Source organism: Arthrobacter tecti (genome assembly GCF_054511355.1).
In genome coordinates this window covers 1-23292 of record NZ_JBTNCT010000024.1, presented here as the reverse complement: position 1 = coordinate 23292, position 23292 = coordinate 1, and the positions used below count along the sequence as shown (strand labels likewise).

Annotated in this window: 27 protein-coding genes and 1 pseudogene; 16 read left to right on the top strand and 12 right to left on the bottom strand. The window is 62.7% G+C overall.

Translation table 11 applies throughout. The features are described 5' to 3' along the window. The first annotated feature begins 63 nt into the window (after positions 1-63). Complete coding sequence (locus ACX80C_RS17965; protein WP_459327828.1) at positions 64-960, top strand: CPBP family intramembrane glutamic endopeptidase; 897 nt, start codon at positions 64-66, stop codon at positions 958-960. Here the strand turns inward: ACX80C_RS17965 and ACX80C_RS17960 are convergent. After that, positions 957-1478 (bottom strand): DUF4262 domain-containing protein, encoded by a 522-nt coding sequence (locus ACX80C_RS17960; protein WP_459327827.1) that lies wholly within the window; start codon positions 1476-1478, stop codon positions 957-959. The two genes, ACX80C_RS17965 and ACX80C_RS17960, sit on opposite strands and share 4 nt — an antisense overlap. Before the next feature lie 72 nt (positions 1479-1550). Here ACX80C_RS17960 and ACX80C_RS17955 point away from each other — a divergent pair, with 72 nt between their 5' ends. From ACX80C_RS17955 to ACX80C_RS17940, 4 genes are read left to right on the top strand one after another with little or no spacing between them, the layout of a single operon-like run. Then, a complete protein-coding gene (locus ACX80C_RS17955; protein WP_459327826.1) occupies positions 1551-2363 on the top strand; it encodes an enoyl-CoA hydratase/isomerase family protein in 813 nt (270 codons plus the stop codon). Between the two features lie 28 nt (positions 2364-2391). Beyond that, positions 2392-2868, top strand: a complete 477-nt coding sequence (locus ACX80C_RS17950; protein WP_459327825.1) for a M15 family metallopeptidase domain-containing protein — start codon at positions 2392-2394, stop codon at positions 2866-2868. Between the two features lie 42 nt (positions 2869-2910). After that, complete coding sequence (locus ACX80C_RS17945) at positions 2911-3387, top strand: transporter substrate-binding domain-containing protein (protein ID WP_459327824.1); 477 nt, start codon at positions 2911-2913, stop codon at positions 3385-3387. Next, the gene (locus ACX80C_RS17940) at positions 3384-4400 is read left to right on the top strand and encodes a cation diffusion facilitator family transporter (protein ID WP_459327823.1); all 1017 of its coding nucleotides are present in this window, start codon (positions 3384-3386) and stop codon (positions 4398-4400) included. Before ACX80C_RS17945 ends, ACX80C_RS17940 begins: the two co-directional genes overlap by 4 nt. 57 nt (positions 4401-4457) lie before the next feature. Here the strand turns inward: ACX80C_RS17940 and ACX80C_RS17935 are convergent, their stop codons facing one another. Further along, positions 4458-4937, bottom strand: coding sequence for a Dps family protein (locus ACX80C_RS17935; protein ID WP_167995526.1), 480 nt, complete (start codon positions 4935-4937; stop codon positions 4458-4460). A 239-nt stretch (positions 4938-5176) separates the two neighbouring features. Between ACX80C_RS17935 and ACX80C_RS17930 the strand changes: the two are divergent. Next, positions 5177-5626: pseudogene (locus tag ACX80C_RS17930) on the top strand (SRPBCC family protein); the annotation flags it as partial. A gap of 174 nt (positions 5627-5800) precedes the next feature. Here ACX80C_RS17930 and pstS read toward each other — a convergent pair. Continuing rightward, positions 5801-6913: a phosphate ABC transporter substrate-binding protein PstS gene (gene pstS, locus ACX80C_RS17925; protein WP_459327822.1), complete on the bottom strand. Its 1113-nt coding sequence runs from the start codon at positions 6911-6913 to the stop codon at positions 5801-5803. A 178-nt stretch (positions 6914-7091) separates the two neighbouring features. Between pstS and ACX80C_RS17920 the strand changes: the two genes are divergently transcribed. Next, positions 7092-8381, top strand: coding sequence for an MFS transporter (locus tag ACX80C_RS17920; protein WP_459327821.1), 1290 nt, complete (start codon positions 7092-7094; stop codon positions 8379-8381). Positions 8382-8628: 247 nt separating this feature from the next. Here ACX80C_RS17920 and ACX80C_RS17915 read toward each other — a convergent pair whose 3' ends face one another. After that, a complete protein-coding gene (locus ACX80C_RS17915; protein WP_459327820.1) occupies positions 8629-9441 on the bottom strand; it encodes a class I SAM-dependent DNA methyltransferase in 813 nt (270 codons plus the stop codon). Between the two features lie 51 nt (positions 9442-9492). On the opposite strand from ACX80C_RS17915, the gene ACX80C_RS17910 reads away from it, so the two are divergent. Next, positions 9493-10062, top strand: a complete 570-nt coding sequence (locus ACX80C_RS17910; RefSeq protein ID WP_459327819.1) for a GNAT family N-acetyltransferase — start codon at positions 9493-9495, stop codon at positions 10060-10062. Between the two features lie 40 nt (positions 10063-10102). On the opposite strand, the gene ACX80C_RS17905 is transcribed toward ACX80C_RS17910, so the two are convergent. Next, positions 10103-10513, bottom strand: coding sequence for a PadR family transcriptional regulator (locus ACX80C_RS17905; RefSeq protein ID WP_459327818.1), 411 nt, complete (start codon positions 10511-10513; stop codon positions 10103-10105). After that, a complete protein-coding gene (locus ACX80C_RS17900; RefSeq protein WP_459327817.1) occupies positions 10497-10928 on the bottom strand; it encodes a hypothetical protein in 432 nt (143 codons plus the stop codon). Before ACX80C_RS17900 ends, ACX80C_RS17905 begins: the two co-directional genes overlap by 17 nt. Before the next feature lie 149 nt (positions 10929-11077). Between ACX80C_RS17900 and ACX80C_RS17895 the strand changes: the two genes are divergently transcribed. Further along, complete coding sequence (locus tag ACX80C_RS17895; RefSeq protein WP_459327816.1) at positions 11078-11563, top strand: hypothetical protein; 486 nt, start codon at positions 11078-11080, stop codon at positions 11561-11563. On the opposite strand, the gene ACX80C_RS17890 is transcribed toward ACX80C_RS17895, so the two are convergent. The 3 genes from ACX80C_RS17890 to ACX80C_RS17880 form a co-directional block, all read right to left on the bottom strand. Next, positions 11553-12410, bottom strand: a complete 858-nt coding sequence (locus ACX80C_RS17890; RefSeq protein WP_459327815.1) for a phosphotransferase family protein — start codon at positions 12408-12410, stop codon at positions 11553-11555. The two genes, ACX80C_RS17895 and ACX80C_RS17890, sit on opposite strands and share 11 nt — an antisense overlap. A 513-nt stretch (positions 12411-12923) precedes the next feature. Beyond that, entirely contained in the window at positions 12924-14411 is a 1488-nt protein-coding gene (locus tag ACX80C_RS17885) for an FAD-dependent oxidoreductase (RefSeq protein WP_459327814.1), read from the bottom strand. 72 nt (positions 14412-14483) lie between these two features. Next, on the bottom strand, positions 14484-15062 hold the full coding sequence (locus tag ACX80C_RS17880; protein ID WP_459327813.1) for a hypothetical protein: 579 nt from the start codon (positions 15060-15062) through the stop codon (positions 14484-14486). Between the two features lie 133 nt (positions 15063-15195). On the opposite strand from ACX80C_RS17880, the gene ACX80C_RS17875 reads away from it, so the two are divergent. The 4 genes from ACX80C_RS17875 to ACX80C_RS17860 are packed head-to-tail and all read left to right on the top strand — an operon-like array spanning position 15196 to position 18627. After that, the gene (locus tag ACX80C_RS17875; protein WP_459327812.1) at positions 15196-15969 is read left to right on the top strand and encodes an SDR family NAD(P)-dependent oxidoreductase; all 774 of its coding nucleotides are present in this window, start codon (positions 15196-15198) and stop codon (positions 15967-15969) included. Between the two features lie 39 nt (positions 15970-16008). Continuing rightward, a complete protein-coding gene (locus tag ACX80C_RS17870; protein WP_459327811.1) occupies positions 16009-17436 on the top strand; it encodes a GntP family permease in 1428 nt (475 codons plus the stop codon). Positions 17437-17458: 22 nt separating this feature from the next. Further along, positions 17459-18334, top strand: a complete 876-nt coding sequence (locus ACX80C_RS17865; RefSeq protein ID WP_459327810.1) for an NAD(P)-dependent oxidoreductase — start codon at positions 17459-17461, stop codon at positions 18332-18334. Positions 18335-18360: 26 nt separating this feature from the next. Next, entirely contained in the window at positions 18361-18627 is a 267-nt protein-coding gene (locus ACX80C_RS17860) for a hypothetical protein (protein ID WP_459327809.1), read from the top strand. A 13-nt stretch (positions 18628-18640) separates the two neighbouring features. Here the strand turns inward: ACX80C_RS17860 and ACX80C_RS17855 are convergent, their stop codons facing one another. Further along, positions 18641-19486, bottom strand: a complete 846-nt coding sequence (locus ACX80C_RS17855) for a class I SAM-dependent methyltransferase (RefSeq protein WP_459327808.1) — start codon at positions 19484-19486, stop codon at positions 18641-18643. 610 nt (positions 19487-20096) lie between these two features. Here ACX80C_RS17855 and ACX80C_RS17850 point away from each other — a divergent pair. Both ACX80C_RS17850 and ACX80C_RS17845 read left to right on the top strand, forming a co-directional pair. Further along, positions 20097-20408 carry a hypothetical protein gene (locus tag ACX80C_RS17850; protein ID WP_459327807.1) on the top strand — a complete coding sequence of 104 codons (312 nt, stop codon included), beginning with the start codon at positions 20097-20099 and terminating at the stop codon, positions 20406-20408. A 45-nt stretch (positions 20409-20453) separates the two neighbouring features. Beyond that, complete coding sequence (locus ACX80C_RS17845) at positions 20454-21044, top strand: dihydrofolate reductase family protein (protein WP_459327806.1); 591 nt, start codon at positions 20454-20456, stop codon at positions 21042-21044. A 35-nt stretch (positions 21045-21079) separates the two neighbouring features. On the opposite strand, the gene ACX80C_RS17840 is transcribed toward ACX80C_RS17845, so the two are convergent. After that, positions 21080-21574 (bottom strand): GNAT family N-acetyltransferase, encoded by a 495-nt coding sequence (locus ACX80C_RS17840; protein ID WP_459327805.1) that lies wholly within the window; start codon positions 21572-21574, stop codon positions 21080-21082. A 321-nt stretch (positions 21575-21895) separates the two neighbouring features. Here ACX80C_RS17840 and ACX80C_RS17835 point away from each other — a divergent pair, with 321 nt between their 5' ends. Then, positions 21896-22267 carry a type II toxin-antitoxin system PemK/MazF family toxin gene (locus ACX80C_RS17835; RefSeq protein WP_459327804.1) on the top strand — a complete coding sequence of 124 codons (372 nt, stop codon included), beginning with the start codon at positions 21896-21898 and terminating at the stop codon, positions 22265-22267. Positions 22268-22768: 501 nt separating this feature from the next. Here ACX80C_RS17835 and ACX80C_RS17830 read toward each other — a convergent pair. Then, entirely contained in the window at positions 22769-23215 is a 447-nt protein-coding gene (locus ACX80C_RS17830; RefSeq protein ID WP_459327803.1) for a hypothetical protein, read from the bottom strand. Between the last annotated feature and the right edge of the window lie 77 nt (positions 23216-23292).

Here is a 23292-nt window from a genome sequence, read left to right as displayed (position 1 = left end):
CGCGCCCGGCGTCAACCGTCTGGTCCACAGAATCTTTCCCGGAAGGGCCGGTAGGGTGCTTCCATGGACCGCTTTCCCGTCCCGAAGCCCGGCGTACCTGCGTCCGGTGCCTCCGTGCCTCCCGTCTCCGACCCTCTCCGTCTCGCCAACCCGGCACAGGTTACGGCGGACGGACTTGTGGCGCCGCGTTGGGGTGCGGGCCTGGCGCTCATCGGCCTCGTGCTGGTGGTGGTACTGCCGTTGGCGGGGACGCTGGCGCTCGTCGAGGTGCTTCCCTTCGGGCCACCCCTCGTTTTTGCCTCGCTCCTGTTGACGTGGACCGCGATGCTCGGGGTCAGCGTCTACGCTTCACGACGTCACGGGTTCCGCTCACTGACCCGTGATTTCGGGTTGAGATTCCGCTGGGTGGACCTTGCCATCGGATTGGGCGTAGGCGTAGCAGCGCGCATCATCCTCGCGTTCATTCTGGCGGTCATCACCCTGCTGTGGCCGCTGGAAGAAGGTGAAGTGATTCAGGGCAACGCCGAACAGTTCGTCACGGGTGACACTGTGTGGCTGATCGTTAACGGCGTTCTTGGCGGTGTGCTCATTGCTCCCTTTCTGGAGGAGCTCTTCAATCGTGGCCTGGTTCTGCGCGGGTTGCAGAACGCGCTGTGGTTGCGGCGCACGGGGCCAAAGGGGCAGGCGGTTACACCGGCCGTCCAGCGCCGGTCATTGATGACCTCAACGGTGATTGCCGTCCTGGCGAGCTCGCTTGCTTTCGGCCTTCTGCACACCGGTGCGGTGGCGGATCTCCGTTCCTCCATCTACCTCCTGCTCAGCACCTTCGTGGTGGGACTGGTGTGCGGTGTGCTTACGGTGATCACCCGGCGGCTTGGCGCAGCGATAGTCACGCACGTTGTATTCAACGGCACTGGAGTGGGCTTGCTGCTACTTGTTCCTCCCGAAATGCTGCCCTAGGCGGCTCCTTTCTTGGGGACCAGATCCCCCAGCGTCCCCTGCCCGAGGAACGGCTGCGAAGCAAGGAACCGGATCTCCCAATGCTGAGGCAGATGGTTATCAGCACCCACCATCCAGTACACCTGCAGCGCACTGAACCCTTCCCCACCGTAAACCTGGCACGCATCCTTCAGCCTCCGCAGGGATTCCTTGCGCACCTGAACGGTCTGCCCGTCGAACTGCCCGTGAAAAACCTTCAGCCCCGCCTGGGTAAGGCTGTGCAGCACCGGTTCGATCAGCGACCACGCATGCCGGACGTGCCCAGGGCTCTGCCCGTACAGGATCAGCTCCGGCAGCCCCAGCTCGGTCAGCCCAACCGTGTACGCAGAAGGCAATTCCGTGCCGGCCTGAGTGAACCGGAGAAGGAAGCCCTCGTGCCCGATCCGCTCCCTGAGCCAAGCGGGATCCTCGGGCTCATCCCGCCGCAGGTCAACGAACTCCAGCGCCTGGCACGGTGGATGGAAGATGAGATCGGTCATGGGTTTGCTCCTTCGATTCGCCTGCCTCAAACCTGCCATCCCGCTCCGACATTTTCGGGCTACGCTCAAACCATGCAGTTTCCCGCCTACCCCACGCTCCTCACTGATGCCCGCGGCTCCATCCTGACCATCACGGTTAACCGGCCCGATGCGCTCAACGCCCTCTCCTCGAAAGTGATCGAGGACCTCGAGCACTGCATCGGTGCGGTGTCGGAGGCTCTAAGGAACGACGACGGCGCGTGGCCGGTCCGCGGCGTCATTATCACCGGAGCGGGCAAAGCCTTCGTCGCGGGCGCCGACATCCGCGAAATGACCGATATGACTCCGGATGAGGCGCACGCGTACAGCTCCCGCATGCAGCAGGTGACGCTCGCGATCGAACAGCTGCCGGTTCCGGTGGTTGCTGCCGTGAACGGATTTGCCCTGGGCGGTGGATGCGAGCTGGCGATGGCCTGCGACATGATCTACGCAGCCTCTACGGCCTCCTTCGGCCAGCCGGAAGTCAGTCTTGGGCTGGTTCCCGGATTCGGTGGTTCAGTGCGTCTTCCCCAGTACGTTGGTCAGGCGCTCGCTCGGGAGCTGCTGTTCACTGGGCGCCGACTAACCGCGGAAGAGGCGCACAGCGCCGGCCTGGTGGCAGCCATCTTCGAGACCGTTGATGACCTGCTCGACGGCGCCCGGAACACCCTGGAGCTGGTAACGCGCCAGTCTCCCGCCGCCGTCGCGCTCGTCAAGAAAACTGTAGGGCAAGCTCAGGGACTGCCGACAAGCGACGGGCTGAAGATCGAAGCTGACGCCTTCCGTCAGGCCTTTACTACCGCCGACAAGGCGGAAGGGACCCGCGCTTTCCTGGCGAAGGAACGGCCGAACTTCCCGGGCCGCTGACCTGACTCACTCCAAAAGGTTGGGTAACTTGAGAATTGTCGCCGCTATTCGTCGCTTCGGCTGCAGGTTCGTTGCGCTCGCCCTCTTAACGGTGATCACTCTCTCGTCGTGCGGCATCCAAAGCGCTGACCAGACCGGCGAGCCTTCCACGTCAGTGGAGGTTGACGTCCTGTCCGGCGGGGATAACCCGGCGTGGATACTTATCGACGACGAAGCTGCAGAACTCCGGTCCCTCATTGACGATGCGCAGAAGAGGGGTGCAGGCGCTCCAGCTCAGAGTGGACTCGGTTTCCGTGGATTTATTGTCCACAACCTGGGATTCGAGTCAGGCGCGGAGCATGACTCCCTTCGGATCGATCAGACAGGGATCTTCCTGGAACGTGGTGGCGCCGTCGTCGAAGTTTACGAGGATCAAAACTACGGAGCCTTCCGCTGGCTTCGTGAACACGCGAAATCGCAGGTATCGGAAACCATCTACCAGGTCATTCCCTCCACAGAACCGTAGACAGTTCAGGTACTTCGCGGCCTGAGGAGTATGTTGCTAAGCATGCTGAAAGTTCATGCACCGCTCGCGGCGCTGCTTCTACTCACCCTGAGCGGTTGTGGGACCGCCATCCCACAGGACCCGGAAGGGACGCTTGAGAAGGTCAGCGGTGGAACGCTCAGGGTCGGTGTCAGTGAAAATGCGGAATGGGTGCAGCTGCCGCCCACAGGGGACCCGCGCGGCATCGAACCCGCGCTTGTCGAGGAGTTCGCGGACACACTCGATGCGGCGATCGAATGGGTCCCCGGCGCCGAGCATGAGCTGGCGGATGACCTCTTTCACGGTGAACTGGACATGGCGATCGGGGGCTTCGGCGCCGACACCCCGTGGACCAAGGAAGCCGGCATCACCCGGCCGTACACCGAAACCACCGACGAACGCGGCAAGACGGTCAAGCACGTAATGCTCGTACCGCTCGGTGAGAATGCCTTCCTGCTGGAGCTGGACCAGTTCCTGCTCGCCCAGGAGGTCACGTTGTGAGCAACCTGCATGAGAAGGGAACCGCGCGCTTCGGGCACACCGAGCTTCCCGAGAAACAGCAGGGGGCCCTTCGGAAAGCCGTGAAGTGGGAGTGGATCACCCTTGCGTTCCTGGCGGTGTCCACCGTTCTGGTGTACCTCGTGCTGGGCAACTCGCAGGCGATGAAGGCCGCCTGGATCGAGGACCTGCTTTCGTTCCTTCCGCCGATTTCTTTCCTCGTGGCGACACGGGTAATCCGTCGTCGACCCTCTGAAACGCACCCGTACGGCTATCACCGGGCGGTAGGCGTTGCGCACCTGGTCTCGGCTGTCGCCCTGGTGGTCATGGGCGGCTACCTCATCGTCGATTCGGGGATCGGTCTGGTCACTGCCGAGCACCCAACTATCGGCGGAATCGAGCTGTTCGGATCGACCTTCTGGCTGGGATGGCTCATGGTCCTGGCGATGCTGTTGACCGCAGGACCGCCGGTGGTCCTCGGCATCGTGAAGATGAAGCTCGCCCGTACGCTCCACGACAAGGTGCTCTACGCCGACGCCGATATGAACAAGGCCGACTGGATGACGGCGCTGGCCGCCGCCGTCGGTGTTCTCGGAATAGGTCTGGGGCTGTGGTGGGCAGACTCAGCGGCGGCGCTGCTGATTTCCTTCAGCATCCTGCACGACGGCGTCAAGAACCTGCGCGGTGCGATTGGTGGCCTCACCGATACAAGGGCGACGGTTTACGATGACTCCAAGCCCGACCCCGTCGGCACGCAGATCGATGCCTACCTCCAAAGCCTGAGCTGGGTGAAGGAGGCAAGGTCACGCGTCCGGGATGAGGGCCACGTGTTCCATATTGAATCTTTCGTGGTGCCGCGACAGTGGCGGCGGGCCACCCTGCACAAGATCGAGAAAGCCCGCGCCGCATGCGTGGACATGGACTGGAAGGTCCAGGACATGGTGATCGTTCCGGTCGCGGAGCTGCCGGAGGAGTTCCTGCCGGGTCTCACCAAAAGCGGCGGTGAGCGAAGTTGAGGCGTTAACCAGCGAAGAGGGTGGAGGCCAAGCCTCCACCCTCTTCGTACCGGTTGCCTACTTCTTGGCAGGCTTCACAACAGTTGCGGTCGGCTTCATGTTCTCTGCATCGACCATCCAGGCGTACTGCTCAAGCTTCTCGATGAAGCCGTGCAGGATATCCGCGGTGGTGGGATCTTCCTCGTCAACCTGGTCGTGGACGTCACGCATGCGGCCGACGGCGGACTCGAGCATGGCTACCACCATTGTGACCGTGTCTTTGGTGTCAACCAGACCGGAAGGGAATTCGTTCAGTGAGGTTCCCTTGGCGACGACGGCGCTGCGGCCGTCCGGCACGGCATGGAGGGCGCGCATGCGCTCGGCCATCTGATCCGCGAAGAGCCGTGCGTCTTCGATGATTTCGTCCAATTGCAGGTGCAGGTCACGGAAGTTCTTGCCGACCACATTCCAGTGGGCTTGCTTTCCCTGCAGGTGGAGCTCTACGAGGTCAACCAGTACTGCCTGCATGTTGTCGGTCAGGGTCTTTGACGCCTTCATAACATCCTCCATTCGTGACGGAATCCGGCCGCTACCGCTGCCGGCATCAGCATCAGCCTAGTGCGGCGGATTCTGCCGAATCCAATTTGCTGGGAACATTCTAAGTAAACTTACCAATTTATTGATCCGTGATCCACGGTGGGCTAGCGTGGCGATCAAGTGGTCAGCCGAGCTTGGCTCGCGAGGATTGCCCACGTGATGTTCCAACAGAGATTTTCAACCAGAAGGAGGAACAGGCAATGGCAACAGTTCAGGAATCGATTGACGTTTCAGTTCCCGTATCCACCGCATACAACCAGTGGACTCAGTTCGAGACATTTCCGGAGTTCATGAGCGGCGTAGAGTCCATCACCCAGACCTCTGATACCCACAATCACTGGATTACCAAGATCGGCGGTGTCGAGCGGGAGTTCGACACGGAGATCACCGAGCAGCATCCGGATGAGCGCGTCGCCTGGAAGAGTACGGACGGAAAGTCCCATGCCGGCGTTGTGACGTTCCACCGACTGGATGACAGCCAAACGCGGGTGACCGTCCAGCTCGATTGGGATCCCGAGGGTTTCACGGAGAAGGTAGGCGCGGCGGTTGGCGCGGATGATCGCCAGGTGAAGTCCGATCTTGAGCGCTTCAAGGAGTTCATCGAGAAGTCGGGCGGTGAGACCGGCGCTTGGCGCGGTGATGTGGACGCCCCGGGTTCGGGCACGGCCAGCCGGACGTCAGATCCGTTGGCGGGCGGCGCGGGACTCGCCGATCCTTCACTGGATGATCCGGAATCAGGCGGACCGCGGGCAACCAACCCCGCTTAAGTCGACGCAAAGAAGAGGGACCCACTTCAGTTGAAGTGGGTCCCTCTTCTTTGTGGGTCAGTTTTCGACGCTGATGGTGTTGATCGCTTCGGTTGCACGCTCTGACAGGCTTTCGGAAATGGGTGCGCTGCCCGCGGCTTCGGCGGCAGCCTGCTGCCCTTCTTCACTCACCACGAAAGTGCCGAAGGTCTTGACGAGGTTGGCGGTCTCTTCGTCCTCATACGTGGAGCAGAAGATGTGGTACGAGACCAGCACCAGCGGGTACGCGCCGGGCGCGGTCGTCTTGCGGTCGAGGTTGAGCGCCATGTCGAACTCCGCACGCCCTTCAACGGGTTCCGCTTCATCGATGGCGGTCGCGGCCGCTTCCGGGCTCACCGCAACGTATTCGTCGCCCACCAGGAGCTTCGCCCGGCCGAGTGGCGGCCCGACGGCGGAATCATCCGCATACGTCACCGCACCCTCCGTGCTGGAGACTGTGCTCACCACACCCGCGTTGCCTTTTGCGTTTTCACCCGCCAACTCGCCGGGGAACGTGCCATCGGCTTCGTGTGTCCAGATCTCGGGAACGACAGCGTGCAGGTAGTCGGTGAAGTTTTCAGTGGTGCCGGAATCATCCGAGCGGCTGACCGGCGCCACGCGAAGGTCCGGCAGATCGACGTCGGGATTCTGGCTGGCGATCGCGGGGTCAGTCCAGTGGGTGATCTCGCCCCGGAAGATGCGGGCGATCGTCTCGGCGTCGAGATTCAGGCTCTCAATGCCGGGAAGGTTGAAGGCGATGCTGATCGGCGCAACGTAGGCGGGGATGTTGAACGCGCCCTGCGGACCGCAAACTTCGCGGGACTCTTCGAGTTCTTCATCGCTGAGGTAGGCATCGGACCCCGCAAAATCAACGGCACCGGCCAACAGAGCCCCGCGCCCCGCGCCCGATCCGTCCGGCGAGTACTGCACGCGGACGTCAGGGTGAATCGCTGCGAACTCGGCCTGCCAGGCGTTCATCGCCGGCCCCTGCGCAGAAGATCCGGCGCCGGTGATGGTGCCGCTGAGCGTCGACGTGGCGTTCTTCGCGGCTGCCTCCTGCTCGGGTCCTAGCGGGTAGTCCGAGCCGCAGGACGAGACAGCCAGGCCGGCGGCACAGCTGAGGGCAAGGGCAAGGATGCGACGGGAAACCACACGCCCACGATACAGGCGAACATCCGGTGAACTCACGTTGAACAACCGGTGCCGGTTTCTCCACGGAAGAGATGAAACAACGACGACGGCGGGTTGGTCTTGTAAGCTGGGTCTCAGCGGGCATCACAGCGCACAGCGAGGTCGGGCGTGCGCCTCCGATGCATGAATGGAGCCCGTGATGCCTAGATCCGAGACGCAGGGAATTCTGCACCTTTTCCGAGCTGGCGGTGCGCCGCTAATGATCTTCGGCCTGCTCGGCCGTTTGCCAACCGCGATGACACCCATGCTGCTCCTGGTCGCCATACCCATCGGCGGAGGAAGTCTGGTGCAGGCAGGCTCGGCAGTTGGCGTCTCGGCACTGGGAACAGCTACTAGCGGTGCTGCAGTGGGTCTGCTAGTTGACCGCTTTGGGGCGCGCCCCGTTGTAGGAATCGTTGCAGTCCTGCAATCCACGGCATTGCTCGGGCTAGCCGCGCAGCTTGAGGACCTCGATGCCGCACCGTTGCTCCTACCGCTCGCCTTCGTCGCGGGGCTATCCAATCCTGCGATCGGCTCGCTTGCCCGGGCTGCTTGGGTCCGTCGATCTGAGGCTGGCGATCTGGATGGGCCGGCATTCCGATCAGCGATGGCGTGGGAAGCCGCTTCGGACGAAGCAGGCTTCGTCATTGCACCCGTAGTTGCTTCGTTGTTACTTGTCGCGGTCGAGCCACGCGCGGCTCTCGTCGGCCTGGCACTTGCCGGGCTGGGTATTCACTTGGGATTCGTTCGCCTGGTTCCTTTGCATGTCCCTTCAGTCGGCGGTATCCGCCAAGGAGTCCGGGCGGGGGGACGGAAATTGGTCTTCGCAACCAGCGCTGGCCAGCAGCCTGTGCTGCACGCCGGAGCTGCGCTATTGATTGTGACCGCTGTTGGTCTCGTCTTTGGCGCTACCCAGGCCACCGTGAACTCGCTGTTCGCTGTCCTCGGAATTCCCGCTATGGTCGGAGTGATCTATGGGCTGGTGGGGGTGGGCAGCATCGTCGGCGGTGTGGCGTGGGCGCAGACTCCGGACCGGCGTCGGGGGGTGTGGATCGTTATCGCTGGCGGCGCCGCCCTCCTGGCCGCGGGCTTGCTTGCCGTGGGCTGGCCCTCGATGGGTGTCGCAGCGACGGGGGTCCTGTGTGTTTTTGTCGGGTTGTGGCTCTCGCCCGTACTCGCCAAGGCATACAGCCAGGGGCGAAGAGTTGTGTCCGGCAGTTTTCAGGTCACGCTGATGACGGTGCTGGCCAGCGGTACGAGCGTTGGTGTGGGAGTAGGCGCGCCACTCGCATCGAGTCTCTCGGCCGCTCAGGGCCCCCAGACTGGATTCCTTGGGCTTGCCATCGCAGGGGCGGCATTCCTCGCCGGGGGAGGATACATCACCCTCCGTCAACGCAGATGTGCGCGCAGCGAGCAGAACATAAAGGAACTCGACGGTAACCCACGATGACGCAAACACAGCGGCCTGTTGCTGCCCTGCTCATTCGGTGGACCCCGCAGGGCCCACAAGGTTAACTGTTCCTCGCCGCGTGAGTTGTCCTCGAGGTCGTCGTCTATTCCCTTGTTTGGTCGTACACGCATTTTCAGGAGTGCTCCCCTCCCAGGGTCGTCGCACCCGGTGAGTGTCACAGTCATGATGCCCGCCGCTCCCATCAACCCACCGTTCGTGAAGGCTTGTGGGACGCCTTCTCGATAACTTAGGGCTGTTCATCCGTCGGTTGGCTTTGCCGGGTCGCGTGGATCGCGACCGCGCTCGCGCCAGTAGTCGTCGCGCTGCGATCACACGAAACGTAGACGCTCACGTGACGTTCGCTCGAGGCAGTGAACGGTTCGCCCTGCCAACCGCCCGAGCGCTCAACCAGTCGGAGGCCGGCGATGCGAGCCATGAGATCCATCTCGCTCGGCCAGATCAGGCGACACGAGATCGGGCCAAGGCGGACGCCGTCGTTGCTTAGAGAGATGTGGCTTTCGTCCAGGATCTGCGTCACGGGATCGTACCGGTTGACATCGAGGACCACCCTGTCATTCGTCACTTGCTCGACGTTGATGAACTGGTCCCTCCGGATCCAGGCCGACGGTACGCCCGCTTCCACCACGAACACGCCGTCGTCGGAGAGGTGCCGGGCCGCATTCTCAAAACAGCGGACCTGGTCCTCCTGGGTGAGGAGGTTGTAAATGGTGTTGTAAACGAGGTAGGCGAGCGAGTAGTCATTGCCCGGTGCGTCAGCGGTGGACATGTCGCCTACAACGACGTCGATCTCCGCGCCGCCGGGCTTCCTCCGGAGCTGATCGACCATGTCCTGCGAGAGTTCAATGCCGTCGACCCTTATGCCGCGTTCGCTCAGAGGGAGCCCTATCCGGCCCGTTCCGATGGCGAATTCCAGGGCGGGACCGCCGCCTGCGAGCTTGGCGAGGAAGGCGACTGTTTCGCCCTCGTCCCCTCGCGGTGCGTCGTCGTAAGTGCGCGCGACATCAGGGCCAAAACTGTGAGCTGGGTCGAATCCATCCATGGTCCGAGCCTAACCAAGTGATTGAAGTTTGCCAACCACTTGATTCAAGCGGTGGGCGAGCCACACCATGCCACACTGAACCTCGTGGTTATCGCGTCAATGAACTCCGGCAATCAGAAACCTGTTCCTCAAGTCCTGATCCGTCCTTTCACCGAAGCAGATCGGGAGTTCTTCAGGGCCTTGGCCAAGGATCCACGAGTGGTTCGGTTCCTCGGAGACGGCCTTCCGTGGGACGACGAACGAATCGACGCGCGAGTTAATAACGCACTCGAACGCGCTGCCGTGGATTCGGAAGGCGCCGCCCGCTGGTTTATTGCTTCGGTGCCCCAGGCTGGGAAACCAGCCCGGGTGGGCTTGGTCGTCGCATGGCTGACCCCGGACGGGGTGGAGGTTGGCTACTGGGTGGACCCCTCCGCGTGGGGGCGTGGAATCGCGCGAGCTATGGTCAGCCAGGCGCTTCCGCTCATCACTGAGCTCTATGGTTCGGAACGTCCACTGTGCGCGCGGGTGAATTCGGCGAACCTTGCATCGGTGCGGGTTCTGCTGGGTTGCGGATTCGAAAGGTCGGGAAGCGTGGACGGCTATGACGTGTACACATTGAGTTCGCGCGGATCGGCGTAGTTTGCGAGAAACGTACGACGACGGAAAGCGGGTGCGGTGATTAGTCCGCCCGCTTCGCCGCCGCAATTGCATCAACGAAGGCAGAGTTATCGAGGTAGGCCATCGTTGTCTGGAGGTAGGCAGCGAGGATGCGTTCGCCCGACGCCGTGAGCTCGTAGACCTTGCGTTTTGCCCCGGTGCCCCGCGCGGGTTGGGTGGCGTGTGTAATGACGTTCAACGCCTCAAGCCGGCGAAGTGCTCGGTGAAGGCTTTGTTCGTCTACTGCGAGGGTTCCGCTGGATGCTGCATCGAGAAATGTGCGAATTTCAGCAGACCATTTCGGGCTCTCGGTAAGGGCCAGGAGAACGAAGAGCATAAGCGTGCTCTTCTTATGCGTCTGCGACCAGGAAGATAGAACCTGCCGCTCATAACCAGTGAGTTGATCAGCGTCATCGTCAAACGGCGACGTCATCGTAGCCCCTGTTGAGCAGCGCACCGAAGGTGTGAACAAGGAGTCCTGCACCCCACGCGAGCGTCATCACTAGAAGCGGAACCGCCCATCCGTATGCAAGCGTGTGCTCGGCGTCGAAATACATAACGACGGCGGCCTCGGCCCAGAAGGAGCCAACCACCAGCAGGTACGTAAGCACGTGAACGAGGAAGCTTGCATAGGGCCGCATTCGCAGGGACGTGCGGTGGCGCCGGTAGAAGAGCAGCGCATGGAGGGCTACCGCTCCAAGAAGAAGCAGAGTGATCACTGTGATTCTGCCGTCCGCAATCAAAATGGTGTAGGTCTGCAGAACGGCCACACCAAGGACGAGTCCAGCGACGTAGCGCAGCAATTGTCTGTTGTTGATTGGTTCCTGGCCTGTGGCTCGAGCTGACACTGTGACTCCCCGAAGTTGTTCTGAGAACATAGGAACTATACCAATAGCATAGTTCCTACTGTAGGTGTTCCCTGATGAGTCCGGCAACAATCTGAGTAAGAGTTCTGCGAAAGGCTGCGCTGCGGTCTTTCTGGGAGAAGAATGCACGGATGGGGACGATTGCCTTCCATCAGCAGGTTGTGCGCCAAGGCACTGGGGCGATGCTCGCCGTCGTCGTTCTCCTGGCGGCTTCGGGATGTGCCTCCGTTGACCCGAACTTTGCGCCACCATGCCTGCCGCCGCCGTTTTCGTTGTCCTCTTCCACGGTTCAGGCGGGGGAGGATGTGACCGTCCGTGCATCCGACGCAGACTGCAACCCGCGATATGGCGCAGCGGCTCAAGTGGAAGTCCAGTTGATCAAGCTACGGAACGACGTCGTTGCGAGCGGCACTGGCCCGATGGGCGACTCCGGCGCGTTCGAGTACACCCTCACGGTTCCCGACGACGCGCCGCTGGGCGAGTATGTAGTGGTTGCGATGCCGTATCGGGTGGACTGGTGCGACGACACGGGCAGGAACAACCGCGTCTCGGGAAGTGCAGCCTTGGAGCGGGTGGCGTGCGTGCGTCCGGAAGCCCCGCTCACTGTTACCGAATGAGATGTTCCTCGATCCATGCTTCGGCGCGGTGTATGGCGCGAGTAACCTCGTCGTCGGGCCGGTTCGAGACGATGAGGAAGCCAACCTGCTGCAGGCGGAAGGTGTCACGCCGGACCGCCGCGCGACACACCTCCTCGGGAGGCGCAATGGCCGGCAGCTTTTCCCAGCCATGCCACACACCGAGGCTGGCCAGGTCCGTGGAGCGATCGCTCGCCGAAGCCAGATCCCAATCGAGGACCCCACTCACCCGTCCGTCCTTCCAGAAGACGTTGTGGCCGCCGAGGTCGCCGTGGGAGAAGACCTCCTCCGCAGGCTCCAGGGCGGCAAGCGACTCCACTGCGAGTCGAGCGGCCGCGCGAAGTGGGAGGCGTATCCGCGGGAGGACCTCTTCCATCTGGATGCGTAGCCAGTCATCACCGCCGCAGAAAGACAATGGTTTCGCGAGGAGCGGCTCGACTGGGCCGATGTCGATGCTGCTGACCCATTCGAGCAGCCGCTTCACTTCTTGCGGATTCCCTTCATTGGGAGGGCACGGCTCGCCCGGGACCACCTGAACGGCAATTGCCGCCCTCCCGTGCTGTTCCACGACGGGACCAAGGGATTGCGGAAGGGTGATGCCAGCACAAGGACGGAGCAGGTCGATGAGACGTTGCCTGCGGCGCATGTGAGCCGCCGCATGACTGTCACGAGCGATCCGAACCGCGACCCGCGTTCCGAGCAGAACAACAAGGTGTGCCGAACCGGAGGAGACGAGGCGGCCTGGAGCCGTCCGGGTTGTTCGCGGAAGACCGCTGGTCGCATTGGCCACGAGGTCCTGGCACCAATCAGGTATTGCGGCGCCATCCATCGAAGGAGCTTAACATCGGAGCCCCGGCCGCCGTCGTCGTTCGAGTGCTGCATCAAATCAGGAATACTTGGAAAACAAGCGGGAGTATCCGAGATAGATCTCAAGGCCCTCGCCGCGGGAAGAAGAGACCCCGGAGCAGGTCTTCCTCATAGTCCACAGGTTCATCGCTCCGCAGCGTTCGGATGTGAGGCCCATTTCAGATGCGAGTGAGTGTTCGGTGTGCGGGGATTTGACGTCTATGACCATCACCCTCCAGCAACCTCCGGATCCGCACTGAGTGGAAATTTCCGTCACTTCGTTAGGCGGCGGAACAGACTGGAAAGCTGAGTCGGGCGGAACTCCACTCTCATCGATCGCCGTCCATAGAACCGAACAGAACCACGCGACCAGTATCCACGGGAGTGCGAACATGAAAGAAATGAATACGCGCTGACGAGTCGTTCTGGTGTGCGATATTCTTTTCTCCCCTTCGGCCACTATTCCAGTATGGCGTAGGACCCGAGGACCAAGCCCCTAAGGCGCCGAAAGGTCCCGCGTTGCCGGACCCTCGAGGCGCGTCCCGTCGTAAGTAAAGCGCGAGCCGTGCAGTGGGCAGTCCCACGACTGCTCGGCGTCGTTCCAGCTCAGCACCCCACCCAGGTGCGGGCAGACCGCCGATACCCGGTGCGTCACGCCGGCAACCTGGCAGATACCCACCGGCCGAGCGCCCTCGCGCACCACCGAGCCCTGCCCCTCGGGCGGTTGGGCATGCGAGGAGCGCGTCAGCCCGCTCAGCCAGCCGCTCGCCAATTCCAGTCCGACGCCGGCACCCGCCTTCGCGGTGCTCAGCGCGTCCTGCTTGCCGACACGCGCCTTGTACAGTTCCTTGGCCCACGGCATGTGCCCACCGAGGATTTCGGCCGACAGTGCCAACGCCGCCGCCACCCCATTGGTGAACCCCCACTTGTTGAAGCCGGTTGCGGTGTAGATCGACTGCCCGCCTACCGGCATCCGTCCGACATAGGGAACCGACGACGCCGGCCGGTAATCCTGCGCGGACCAGCTGAACGAGGCTTGCGCGCTGGGGAAGTGTTCCTGCGTCCACCGGATGACGTCATCTACCAGCGCCTGCGTGTGCGCTTGCCGCCCCACGGCATGGCCGTTCCCACCGACGATCAGGTAGGGACGGCCCTCCACCTCGGCGGTTCGCAGGGTTCGCGACGGGGAATCGACGGAGAGGTACATTCCGCGTGGAATCTCGTCCTGCACCGTGAAAGCCACGGCGTAGGAGCGCTGCGGTTCGAGCACTGAGAAGTGGCCGCCACGGTCCAGGATCGGGGTACCGGTCGCGAGGATGACGTTGTGCGCAGCCAGGTCACCCCGCGGAGTGTTCACGCTGATGCGGTCGCCCTTCGCGCTGCCGGTTTTAACCCCGGTGACGCGGACGCCGTCGGACAGCTGACCCGAGTGTTTCCGCAGGTCAGCGGCAAGGGCTGCGAGCACTTCCATGGGATGAACCTGCGCCTGACCCGCCACCCGGAGAGTCCGCTTCACCGGGAATGGCAGCTCCGACGTGTCCTCCAGCGTGGCCGTCAGGCCGGCGTCAGCGCAAGCGTCGCGTTCTTCGCTCAGGAGGCGGGCGCCGTCGTCGGTCACGGCGTAGTTGAAGGCATCCCGCGTGTCGTAGCCGACCCCGTGCTCGTCGCAGAAGCGCAGCAGCCAGCTCTGGCCCTCACGATTGCCGGTGACGTAGTGGCGGGCGAGGTCCGCTCCGTGGTGCTTGATGATCGTGGACAGCTGGGTGCCCTGCAGCAGGGAGACCTTCGCCGTGCTGTTTCCCGTGGCTACCACTCCCACCGAGCGTGCTTCCAGGACGGCGACCCGCTGTCCGGACCGGGCGAGCAGCGCGGCCGTGGTCAGCCCGGTGATTCCGGCTCCGACCACCACGGAATCGTACTGGGCATTCGCCACGAAGGAGTCGGTGGGGATCTGCGGGGATGATTCTAGCCAAAGGGATTTCACGGTGGACCTTCCTCCTGCTGTTCCGGGTATCTGAAGCCCACCGGAGAAAACGTCCCACGTCAAGGGCGGCAGCTACCAGTCCACGCCCACGCGGCCGGCATCGAGCGATTCCTCCGGCATGATGCCGACGTAGATCACTGCCCCGGTGAACTCGTTCTGGACGAACGTGTGGAAGGTGCCCGGCGGTGGGTCCCCGGCGATGGTCGGGAAGCGCCGCTCCACCGACACGGCGCCACTCTCCGCCTCGATAGGCAGACCGTTCTCATCGACATGGAACTGGTCCCACACAATGCCCGTCGCGGGATCAATGACCAGGACGACGTCGGCCGGCCATCCTTCGAGCGGGAGGATGTCCTCGCCTGGTACGAGCATCCCGGACCGGCGGTCGTAGCCGCCAAGATATTCGCCGCTTTCGGGTCGGATGAGCGTCGCCTGAGCCGGATAGCCTGCGGATTCGGAGGAGTCGGCCAGCGTACTCCACCATCCGCCGTACAGCGTGAGCATGGGAAAAACGTCACCCGGCTCAAGCTCGACCGCAACGGGTTCAAAGTATGGAGGGGACGGACGCACGCCTACCCCCGGGGAGCAGCCCGAGAGGACGACGACGGCGAGAAGCGCGGCCGCGCCCACAAGGCGCCTTTGCACGGTCATCACCTCCGTTTGCTCAACGCTAGACCTCCGCGAGGAAGGGCTCAAGGGCGAGCCAAAGGAAACGCACTGTTGACTGTTAACAGTAAACGGAGGTAACGTGATCTGGCACACAAGAAATCCCTTTAGGAGCAACATGTCACGCACCCAGCGCACCGCCGTCGTCACCGGCGCCACCTCGGACAAAGGCATCGGTATGACCACCGCCCGCCGGTACGCCCGCGAAGGCTGGGCCGTGGTGATTCTGGACCTCGACGGCGAGAGGTCAGCGGAAGTTGCCCGCAGTATCGCCGCCGAAACCGGAACGCCGGCCTTCGGTCACGCCGTGGATGTGACCAGCGAAGCGTCCGTCACTGCCGCCCGTGAAGCAGTAGCGGCGGAGGTTGCCGCCGGGAACCTTCCTCCGGTCGGAGCGCTGGCGAACATCGCCGGCATCACTTCCCCTGTTCCCTTCCTCGAGACCACCCTCGAGCTATGGCACAAGGTCATGGACGTCAACGCCACGGGCACCTACCTCGTCACCAGGGCATTCCTCCCGGACATGCTGGAGAACGGGTGGGGGCGGATCGTGAACATGTCCTCGGTTTCCGCACAGCGGGGCGGGGGAGTGTTCGGCAAGGTGCCTTACTCCGCCGCCAAGGCAGCGATCCTTGGCTTCACCAAGGCGCTGGCCCGGGAACTCGGCCCAACGGGAGTGACCGTCAACGCCGTCACCCCAGGAGCCGTTGACACCAACATCCGCGTAGGCAGTACCTCCGAACAGGAAGCGGCCATCGCGGCGGGAGTTCCGGTAGGCCGCACGGCCACCACCGAAGAGGTAGCCTCCGCTATCACCTACCTCTCCTCCGAGGACTCCGCCTACCTCACCGGGATCACCCTGGACATCAACGGCGGCAGCCACATGCACTAGCCGGCAAGCCGAAACCCACCCACGAACCTTGGAGAACCAGTGAATACGATCGTTCTGATACACCTCGCCGTTGCGGTCATCGGAATCATCCTGATGATTGTCTGGGCGAAGGTAAACCCCGTCGTCTCCCTCGTTGTCGGCGCGCTGTACCTTGGCGTGGCCAGCGGACTCGGCTTCGATAACTCTGTTGCAGCCGTCAACACAGGGTTCGGCAACCTCATGGCGGAGGTCGGGTTGATCATCGGCTTCGGCGTGATGATCGGCACCACGCTCTCAGCCACCGGCACCATGCAGCGCGTGGTCGACGGGCTGATGAGGATTGTTGGCCCGAAAAGGTCGCCCTACGTGCTGGGCCTCACCTCCGGCATCATCTTCCCGTCAATCTACTTCGACGTGGCGCTCGTGATTCTCGCTCCGATCGCCGGCGCTATCGCCAAACGCACCGGCAAGAGCATCGCCACGCTGGCCGGCGCGCTGGCGATCGGACTCGAAGTCGGCCTTCTGATCGTTGTCCCCGGTGTCGCGGCGCTCGCCGTCGCCGGACCCCTCGGCGTCGATATCGGCACCATGCTGCTTTGGGGAATCCCGCTGGGCATCCTCTTCATCATCTCCAGCATCTTTCTGCACGACCTCCTGATGCGTAAGATCTTCGACCCCGTCAAGGACCGCGAGCCGGATTTCGATGACTCCATCTTCGGCGAGTACAACAACGACGGCGGCACGGCCGGCAGGGCCCAGCGCACCGTGGATGCCACTAACGAGGGCACCACTGAGGTGGCGGGCAAGGGCATGCCCGGCCCGGTCGCCACGGCGACAACCCACCGGATGCCCCTGATGGTCGCGATGCTTCCCGTCATTGTGCCGATCCTGCTCATCATCCTCGATACCGTCGCCCGGGCAGCCGGTCAGGACATCGCGTTGCTCGGCTTCCTTGGCAGCCCTGTTGTAGCCCTGCTGATCGGGCTGATCATCGGCATAATCTTCGCGGTGCCGGTTGTGACCCGCCACGGCATCGACGACCTCATCACCAAGGGCGCCCAGACCTCCGGCTCCATCCTCCTGTTCACCGGCGTCGCGGGGTCGCTCGGCCAGGTCATCACCGAGGTTGGTATCGGCGACATGCTCGGCTCGCTCTTCTCCGCCAATGCCGCCATCCCGGTCCTGCTTGCCTGGATTGTCGCCGCTGTTCTGCGCCTGGCCCAGGGTTCGGCGTCGGTTGCTGCCATCACCGCGGCAACCCTGCTCGCGCCGATCATGGGATCCATCGACACCTCAGCGATCCTCATCCTCCTCGCTTCGGGCACCGGTGCCGCTTTCGGTGGGCACGTCACGGACAACACGTTCTGGATCTTCAAGCAGATGCTCGGTTTCACCACCAAGGGGACGTTCAAGATCTACACCATGGCGCAGTCAACGTTCGCGGTGGTGGGGCTCGCAGTCTGCCTCGTGCTCGACATCTTCATCTGACCAACACCCCCAGGAGAGCAACATGTCCTCAGTTCCACACAGCGTCACCTTCGTAGGAATAGGAGCCATCGGGCTGCCGATGGCCGAGCAGCTGCGCGGTGCCGGGTTCGAGGTAACCGGCGTCGACCCCTTCCCCGCCCAACGCGAGAAGGCTGCCGCCCGGGGGATCGCCGCAGAGGCGACCGCCGCTTCCGCGGCGAGTGCCGACGTCGTCGTCTGTATGGTCGCCACCCCGGAGCAGTTACGGACGGCGACAATGAACGACGACGACGGCCTGCTCCGGCAGATGCGTAGCGGAAGCGTTCTGCTGGTCATGAGCACTGTTGGGCCCAGCGCTGTGCGGGAAGTGGCGGCTGCCGCTCCTGACGGGGTGCGGGTGCTCGATGTTCCGGTTACGGGTGGTGTTGCCCGCGCCGTGACGGGTGGGCTGAAGCTTTTCGCGTCGGGTTCTCCCGAGGCGCTCGAGTATGTGCGGCCCGTTCTCGATGCGCTGGGAACCGTCATCGAGTGCGGGACGGAGATTGGGCAGGGGCAGTCGTACAAGGCCGTGAATCAACTGCTGTGTTCGGTACATATTGTCGCTGCGGCCGAGGCACTCGCGTTGGCGAAGGAGTTGGGCCTCGATCAGGAGAAGGTGCTCACGGCCGTTTCCGGCGGGGCCGGCGGATCCTGGATGCTGTCCGATCGTGGGCCGCGCATGCTTGAGGGCCTTGATGCGGAGGTGACCAGTACCGTCGGGATCTTCGTCAAGGATTCGACCCTGGTGAAGGACGTCGCTGAGGAAGTGGGTCTCGATGTTCCGCTGCTGCAGGCGGCGAGGGGCCGGTACCTGGCAGCTGTGGAGGCCGGCCTTGAGCGGCGGGACGACTCCCAGGTGATCCAGACCTACGGGCGGTGACCGGGGGTCGAAACTAGGCTGTTCGGATGGAACCCTTCGAAGTCACGATTGAGCAGGAGGTCTTCCGCATCAGCGAGCGGCGGCAGCCCACCGGGAACATGAGCTATGACTTCCTCTGGCTCAACGGTCCGGCTGAGGGGTACGGCTATACCGTTGGCGGGTCCCATCGTGAGTACCGGATGTCGCGCGAAGAACTCGTCGACGAGGTCCGCGGTTTCCTGCAGGGGTTCTATGAGCCGCGAGGAATCGGAGAGGAAGACTTCCCGGATCACCGGCCTGCGGCCGGACGTTAGATTGACCGGGAAGTCAGGGCTTCCGGGCAACGATCGTGTATGTACAGGGCGCCAGGTTGCGTTCAGTTTCTGGCCAGGCGAAGCCGCCCGGAATCTCCACCATGCGGGGCGAAAACTTCCAGGGAAGAGTTGTGTCCTCGTCCATGCGGAGAATCTGTAGGCCCGCGCTAATGAGTGAGTTGAGGATGTCGGACAGAGGATGTGCCCACTCATAGGTCCTGGCATGCTCAACCTTCCCATCGCCAGCGTACGTCGATTCGTCATCCCACACCTGCGCTTCGCTACTGCTGAAGTACGGGTATCGAAGTTGCAGACCGTCGGCGTTTTCATCGATCGCGTAGAGAACGGGATGCCCGTCCCGAATGTAGAACGTCCCGCCGGGTCGTAGGAGTCCGGCTATCTGCGCCGCCCAACGGTTGAGGTCCGGAAGCCAGGTGATGGTTCCGATGCTGGTGTAAACAAGATCGAAGTCACCGGTCACTGCTGCGCGGGCGTCGAGGACATCGGTTTCCACCCATTCCGCCTGCAAACCCAACCGCTTCGCCAGTCCAGCGGCAGACTGCAGGGCGCCCGGGGAGAAGTCGACGCCGGTCACACGGGCACCTGCCCGGGCCAGCGAGAGCGTGTCCGTGCCGATATGGCACTGCAGATGACACACATCCAGACCCGACACCGTCCCGTCCGGAAGGAACGGCCCGAGCGCGGCCAGATCAGTCCGGACGACCGAGCTCAAGTGGTTGGGATCCTCCAGGTCGCTGATTCCGTAGGCTTTCTCGTGCAGCGGAACCCGATCCTCCCAGTTGGCGCGGTTGCTCGCCCGCGCATCCTTCCAATCGATCAGAATCCGGTCGTCACCCATACGTCGAGCTTATGATGCTGTGCCCTGGACACGACATCGAGGGGCAACACTGTTTTCGCGCCTGCCGAAATCTGCGCGGACATTAGGACACTGATAGTCCGCGATGCAGGGGCTCGGCCAACGGTCCTCGCCCTAGGGTTGAGACATGTCGGACACAGTGTTCCCACCATTCACAGTGACTGCGGCTGCAGTTGAACAGGTAGTGCACCTGGGCGGGCGGGTGCGAATCGATCTTGAGCCCGGCGGATGTTGCGGAACCACCTACGTCATCACGCGGGATCCAAGTGATCCGACGGACGCCAGATACGGCTGCCCCGGTGTGGAACTGTTCGTGAGCGAGAGCGCACTAGCTGTGCTCACTGGGGCGACCGTTGACTACAGCGGCCGAATCAAACCGCGCCGATTCAGAGTCCTCAGGAATCCCAACACTCCCCGGCGCTGCCGGTGCAATCGTTCCTTCGGACGGGATTGGCCCGGTAAAGGTCAGCCGGAATGCCGGGCAAAATGTCCCATGCCCTGGGCCGACCAATAACACGAGTCAGCCACCTCCGGGCGGCGTGAGCGGGACTGAACCTTGTGGGGGACGCTCATCTAGGACGAGAATCATCGAATGGGGACTATCGAGGCGCAGGTCGAACTACGGCGGTCCAAGGGCCTTCTGGCCGCTGTGCTCTGCGGGATAGGTTTCGTGGTTTGTGCGACGCTGATCGCATCGCTCACCTCCCGGTACTTCTGGGTGGAGGACTCCGGACTTGAGGAAGGTACGGCTGTGTTCAGCCATCTTGTGAGCGTTACTCCCGCTGAGCGCGGCCTCTTCGCCTTCGCGGGATTGCTTATTGTGCTCGGCGTGGCCGTCTGGATCTGGCGTCTTGCCACCCCTGCGCCAACCGGCAGAACGAAATCGCACTCCTCATTGCAATAAATCCCGCTTCGGCCAAACGTTGCCCGCGTGGCTATGATCGCATTCGTGCGTACTCTGACCTATCTCGTGGCCACTACCCTCGACGGTTTCATTGCAGCGCCCGACGGCGCCGATCCCAGTTCGTTTTGGCCGGTCACCCCCGACTACCTCCAGCACCTGACCGAACACTACCCCGAGACGTTGCCAGGTCACGCGCGTGCCGCCCTCGGCATCGATGGTCCAGGGAAGCAGTTCGACACAGTGATCGAGGGACGCCGCAGTTACGAAGTTGGGCTGGCCGCAGGAGTCCCCGACGCCTACCCGCATCTTCGGCACCTCGTAGTGTCCACGACCCTCGAGAAGACCGCAGATCCCGCCGTCGAACTGGTGTCCAGTGACCCGGCTGCCCGGGTGGCCCAACTAAAGAAGGAGGACGGCACCGGTATCTGGCTGGTCGGCGGCGCATCGCTCGCTGCCTCACTTATTGATCAGATTGATCAACTGGTACTGAAAATCGCGCCGATGACCTTAGGAGCCGGTATCCCGTTATGGGGCAGGGACGCAGTGGCTCTCCCACGCGCCTGGGAGCCCACCGGACGGACGGTGCTCGAAAGCGGCGTAGTCTTCACGTCGTATGAGCCGGCCAGTAAAAACTGAGCGAACGCGCGCCGTAGCCGAAAGACGCTCGGATTTCAGCGGGCTGTTCGGACCATTCGAACCGCCCGAACGCCATCCTCGGTTCTAACTCCGCCGTCTGCGATGAAGCCGTTCTTTCGGTAGAAGGCCTGTGCGCGGGGATTAGGGTCGGCCACCCAAAGCACGGCTGGAGCTTCCGCGTCGATCACGGAATTGAGGAGTGCCGTACCCACTCCCGAACCGTGGAACGCGGCGTAGACGTAGAGGAGATACAAATGCGGCGCTTCATAGACCTCATCAAGGCAGGGGCCGGACATAGCAATGCCGGCCAGCGTGCCTTCATGCGCAGCGACTGCGGCGGTGTTCTGGCAGTACTGAGGGTCAGTCAGGGCCGCTACCCAGAATCGCTCGCGCGAGCTCAGGAGCGCAGGATCATCCAGGACAGCGTCGCTCATCAATCCCCGGTAGGTTTCGCGCCAAGTGTCGACGTGGACCCGCGCCATGCCCTGAGTGTCCGCGGGCTCCGCGCGCCGCACGTCAAAGCCGCTCATTGCTCAACGGTACATGCGCCGCCCGGACTTGGTCGGGACGTTCAGTTTGCCTCGGACGCGGCGCCCAACGCCCGGTGAAACCGGCGGATCTCGGAACCGCGCACGAAGCCCTTCGTGGCATAATAGTGGCATGTCGAGAACACGCTTGAGCACCACTGTTGATGCCGAGTTGCTTCAACGCGCACGTAGCGTAGGACCGGGAAGCACCGATGCCTCCTTGATCGATGAGGCCCTTAGAGCCTTACTCATTCGCCATCGCGCTGCTCAAGTGGATGCGAGTTATTCCGCCTATGACGAGCACAAGATTGACGAGCCGGACGAATGGGGAGATCTTGCATCATTCCGGCGGGCAGCGGGCGCCTCGTGAGTGCACTGCCCGCCCGTGGAGAGGTGTGGTGGTGCGAGCTGGCCGAGATAGGACGGCGCCCGGTCGTCGTCCTATCTCGTGATGCGGCCATTCCACGGCTTCGGCGGGCGCTCGTTGCCCCCTGCACAACAACGGTCCGCGGACTAGGCAGCGAAGTCATCCTCGAGCCCGGACAAGACCCGATACCGCTACGCTCGGCCGTCAACCTGGACTCTATCGAGAGCGTCTCGGTAGGCGTTCTTGTTGAGAGGCTCGGTCGCTTGGCCGACGCCAAAATGCGGCAGGTCTGCGAAGCTCTGGCTGTGGCCGTCGACTGCTCCGGCTAACCCCGTAATCGAGAATGGATCTATAAGTTTCGAGCACCAGGCCACACTTGCCGACCCGCGGATCACCTCGCTCCTTGAGCTCGCGGAGCATGCCCGCGAATCACCGGAAGATCGCAGTTGGGCGTCGGAGGCCGTCGTCGAACTCATCGACCGCCAACAGGCAACCGTGGAGGCCGCATGCAAGGCGGTTGAGTCGGCCATTGAACAAGTCGAGTCGAATCAGGAGCCGGCGCAGGGGCTGCACGGTAGTCCGGAGGCCTGGGCAGCCGGGATCGCCGATCGGTGGCGCGCCGCCCATACTCCGCGCCGGGACGAAGATCCCACCGTCACCTTCCGGGGCGGGGTGATAGGCAGTTTCATTCTGGCGAGCGCGTATTCGATCATGTTCTTTGCCATCTTCGCTTTCGACAGCGAAGGCGTCGGCGACAACCTTTTCAGTGAAGTTGTTTCTAAAGTACGTCGGTTGCCTGAGGCAATGAATGATTGCAGTGCAGACCGAATCTATCGAAAGCTTCCGGACTCGATACCCAAGTCGGCACGCATAACCTCCCGGAGATGTCGCCGCTTCTTGTGGTAGTACTCAGCAGGAAGGGTATTTGGATTCTCGCTTGCAACGGCGTCAATCGTGGCGTCTATGAAGTCTTGGTACGCTTCTCTGACCTTCGCGGAGGCAATCACCCCAAGATCGGCTTCTTCCATCGTCTCTGTAAAAGTCTCGTCCCAGCGCTTCGACGGAATCGGCGTTCTCTCGTGCTCCTGCAGCAAAAGCACGAGACGATGAACCTGTTTCAAGGCGTTCGAGTAGACAGCCCGTTTTTCATTTCTCAGCCACTGCTCATGTTCGGTCTTCTTCCCCAAGTGGCTTCCCAGCCAGCTACCAAGAAGAGCCAGCGAGCCAGCCGCGATAGCACCTACAATCGTTATCCAGAGTTGCGCCTCAGCAGTCATACATCAAGGCTACAGAGCAGACCAGTAGACGTGAGCAACGGCCTAACCTCGATTTTTCATCGGGCGTTTGATCGGGC

What these genes read in the sequence shown, in the direction of transcription:
- ACX80C_RS17965 (WP_459327828.1), top strand. Translation starts at nt 64, where the DNA reads ATGGACCGCTTTCCCGTCCCGAAGCCCGGCGTACCTGCGTCCGGTGCC.
- ACX80C_RS17960 (WP_459327827.1), bottom strand. Translation starts at nt 1,478, where the DNA reads ATGACCGATCTCATCTTCCATCCACCGTGCCAGGCGCTGGAGTTCGTT.
- ACX80C_RS17955 (WP_459327826.1), top strand. Translation starts at nt 1,551, where the DNA reads ATGCAGTTTCCCGCCTACCCCACGCTCCTCACTGATGCCCGCGGCTCC.
- ACX80C_RS17945 (WP_459327824.1), top strand. Translation starts at nt 2,911, where the DNA reads ATGCTGAAAGTTCATGCACCGCTCGCGGCGCTGCTTCTACTCACCCTG.
- ACX80C_RS17935 (WP_167995526.1), bottom strand. Translation starts at nt 4,937, where the DNA reads ATGAAGGCGTCAAAGACCCTGACCGACAACATGCAGGCAGTACTGGTT.
- ACX80C_RS17920 (WP_459327821.1), top strand. Translation starts at nt 7,092, where the DNA reads ATGCCTAGATCCGAGACGCAGGGAATTCTGCACCTTTTCCGAGCTGGC.
- ACX80C_RS17915 (WP_459327820.1), bottom strand. Translation starts at nt 9,441, where the DNA reads ATGGATGGATTCGACCCAGCTCACAGTTTTGGCCCTGATGTCGCGCGC.
- ACX80C_RS17905 (WP_459327818.1), bottom strand. Translation starts at nt 10,513, where the DNA reads ATGACGTCGCCGTTTGACGATGACGCTGATCAACTCACTGGTTATGAG.
- ACX80C_RS17895 (WP_459327816.1), top strand. Translation starts at nt 11,078, where the DNA reads ATGGGGACGATTGCCTTCCATCAGCAGGTTGTGCGCCAAGGCACTGGG.
- ACX80C_RS17890 (WP_459327815.1), bottom strand. Translation starts at nt 12,410, where the DNA reads ATGGATGGCGCCGCAATACCTGATTGGTGCCAGGACCTCGTGGCCAAT.
- ACX80C_RS17880 (WP_459327813.1), bottom strand. Translation starts at nt 15,062, where the DNA reads ATGACCGTGCAAAGGCGCCTTGTGGGCGCGGCCGCGCTTCTCGCCGTC.
- ACX80C_RS17875 (WP_459327812.1), top strand. Translation starts at nt 15,196, where the DNA reads ATGTCACGCACCCAGCGCACCGCCGTCGTCACCGGCGCCACCTCGGAC.
- ACX80C_RS17865 (WP_459327810.1), top strand. Translation starts at nt 17,459, where the DNA reads ATGTCCTCAGTTCCACACAGCGTCACCTTCGTAGGAATAGGAGCCATC.
- ACX80C_RS17860 (WP_459327809.1), top strand. Translation starts at nt 18,361, where the DNA reads ATGGAACCCTTCGAAGTCACGATTGAGCAGGAGGTCTTCCGCATCAGC.
- ACX80C_RS17855 (WP_459327808.1), bottom strand. Translation starts at nt 19,486, where the DNA reads ATGGGTGACGACCGGATTCTGATCGATTGGAAGGATGCGCGGGCGAGC.
- ACX80C_RS17850 (WP_459327807.1), top strand. Translation starts at nt 20,097, where the DNA reads ATGGGGACTATCGAGGCGCAGGTCGAACTACGGCGGTCCAAGGGCCTT.
- ACX80C_RS17840 (WP_459327805.1), bottom strand. Translation starts at nt 21,574, where the DNA reads ATGAGCGGCTTTGACGTGCGGCGCGCGGAGCCCGCGGACACTCAGGGC.
- ACX80C_RS17835 (WP_459327804.1), top strand. Translation starts at nt 21,896, where the DNA reads ATGGGGAGATCTTGCATCATTCCGGCGGGCAGCGGGCGCCTCGTGAGT.
- ACX80C_RS17830 (WP_459327803.1), bottom strand. Translation starts at nt 23,215, where the DNA reads ATGACTGCTGAGGCGCAACTCTGGATAACGATTGTAGGTGCTATCGCG.